General features: G+C 68.3%; 2 protein-coding genes. Both read right to left on the reverse strand.

The window, feature by feature from the left end; all coding sequences use genetic code 11:
• Positions 1-33: 33 nt before the first annotated feature.
• Positions 34-1,470 (reverse strand): sugar porter family MFS transporter, encoded by a 1,437-nt coding sequence (locus ACTWP9_RS36585; protein ID WP_443250633.1) that lies wholly within the window; start codon positions 1,468-1,470, stop codon positions 34-36.
• A 9-nt stretch (positions 1,471-1,479) separates the two neighbouring features.
• Positions 1,480-2,430, reverse strand: coding sequence for a TIM barrel protein (locus ACTWP9_RS36590; RefSeq protein ID WP_443250634.1), 951 nt, complete (start codon positions 2,428-2,430; stop codon positions 1,480-1,482).
• Positions 2,431-2,483 lie beyond the last annotated feature (53 nt).

Consider the following 2,483-nt stretch of genomic DNA (forward strand, 5'->3'; position numbering starts at 1 on the left):
CCCTCCCCCCCTCCGGGGACGGATCGGTGGGGATCAGGAGAAGCGGGCGCGCAGGTCGTCTTCGAGCTGTTCGAGGGTGCGCCCCTTGGTTTCGGGGACGAACAGCTTCACGAAGGCGAAGGAGAACACGCCCGCCACCACGAAGAGGAAGAAGGTGTTGGAGACCCCGATCCCGGAGACCAGGGACGGGAAGACCAGCCCGATCACGAAGTTGGTCAGCCACAGCACCACGGCCGCGACGCCCATACCGAAGCCGCGCATCCGCGTCGGGAAGATCTCCGAGAGCATCAGCCAGGTCACCGGCGAGATCGCGCCCTGCTGGAAGGCGAGGAAGGTGATGGTCATCGCCAGCACCGCGAAAGCGCGTCCCATGCCGGAGTCCATCGTCAGCGAGAAGACACCGATCAGCAGCAGCGCCGCGGTGGTCCCCAGCTGTCCGGTCATCAGCATCGGGCGGCGGTTGACGCGGCCCAGCAGCCAGATGCCGACGAAGGTGGCCAGCACCGAGATCACGCCGTTGGCGATGTTCGCCACGAGCGCGTTGTTCGACTCGAAGCCGGCCTCGGTGAGGATCTCGGTGCCGTAGTACATGATCGTGTTCACGCCCGTGATCTGCTGCACGATCGCGATGCCGAAGCCCACGAACATCAGCTTGCGGACCCACGGGGTGGCCTTCATGTCCTTCCAGCCGCCGAGCTTCTCCTTCTCGTCCTTGACGGCCAGCGCGGTCACCTCGCTCAGCTCGGCCTCCGCCCGCGCCTGCGACCTGACCTGCTGGAGCACCTTGAGCGCATCGGGGAAGCGGCCCTTGGAGGCCAGCCAGCGAGGGCTCTCCGGCATGACCAGCATGCCGAACCAGAGCACAACGGCCGGCAGGGTCGCCAGCACCAGCATCCAGCGCCACACGCCGCCGGACTCGCCGCCTACCTGGGCGAGGGCCGCGTTGCTGGAGAAGGCCAGCAGCTGACCGGTGACGATCATCAGCTCGTTGCGCGTCACCAGCGCACCACGGCGCTCGGCCGGGGAGACCTCCGCGAGGTAGACGGGCACCGTCACCGACGCGCCACCGACCGCGAGGCCGAGCACGAACCGGGCCACGATCATGACCTCGGTGTTGGGGGCGAGGGAGCAGCCCAGTGCGCCGATGAAGAACACCGCGGCCAGCAGCAGAATGTTCTTCCGCCGTCCCCGCGCGTCCGAGAGCCGGCCGCCGGTGACCGCTCCCAGGGCCGCGCCGAGCAGCAGCGAGCTGGTGACCATGCCCTCCGTGGCGGGAGTCAGGCCCAGGTCGTCGGTCATGTACGGCAGCGCGCCGTTGATGACGCCGGTGTCGTAGCCGAAGAGGAGACCGCCGAAGGTGGCGATGATCGTGATCAGTCGCAGCCGGCGCCGGACGTTCGGCGGTGCGTCGTCGATGGCGGTGGACGGCACGGAAGGAGTCGGTGGGGTCGTTTCGTCTCTGACATCCATGGCGGCCTCCTACCGGTTGTTGTTCGGACGGCGGGTTCCGGTCAGGCCGCAGTCGGCCAGGTGCTCACGGGTACGCACCGCGATGGGAAGCGGCACCTCAGGAGCGCACGGGTACAGGTCCTGCTCGACGATGACGAACAGCTCTGCCTCGAGCTGGGAGAGCACGTCCACCACCTCGGCCGGATTCGGCACCCCTTCGGGCGGCGACACGCACACACCGCGCTTGACGGCCTCGCCGAAGGAGAGCTTCTCGGCGGCTACCTGTGCCAGCACCGCCGGGTCCATCTGCTTGATGTGTACATATCCAACGCGCTCACCGAAGCGACGCACGAGGTCGAGATTGTCGCCGCCGCCGTAGGCGACGTGGCCGGTGTCCAGACACAGGTTCGTGTAGCGGCTGTCGGACTCGTTGAGCAGCCGCTCGATCTCGGGCTGCGTCTGGATGTGGCTGTCCGCGTGTGGATGGAGGACCAGCCGGATGTCGTACTCGTCGAGCAAAAGCTTACCGAGCCGGTCGGCGTTCCGGCCGAAGCCCGCCCACTGCTCGGCGGTCAGCTCCGGGGACTCGGTGAAGTCGCCGGTCTTCTCGTCCCGGTACATGGGCGGGATGAGCACGAGATGGTGCGCGCCCGCGGCGGCTGTGAGCTCTGCCACCTGCCGGACGTGGGCGAGCATCTCGTCCCACACCTCGGGACGGTGCAGCGCGCCGAAGGCGGTACCGCCGGAGACCTGCAGCCCCCGCACGGCCAGCTCCTCGGCCAGGACCGCGGGGTCGGTGGGCAGGTAACCGTAGGGCCCGAGCTCCAGCCAGGTGTAGCCGGCCTGCGCCAGCTCGTCGAGGAAGCGGGTGTAAGGGACCTGGTGCTCGTCCTCGGGGAACCAGACACCCCAGGAGTCCGGGGCCGAGCCGAGGCACAGATTGCCCGCGACGGTACGGATCGGGGATGGCGCCGTTGCCATGGTGGATCAGTCCTTACGAGAGAGGGAGAGGGAGGGGAGGGGAGGGGGGACGG

This window comes from Streptomyces sp. 3N207, from assembly GCF_052246355.1.
Taxonomy (GTDB): Bacteria; Actinomycetota; Actinomycetes; order Streptomycetales; family Streptomycetaceae; genus Streptomyces.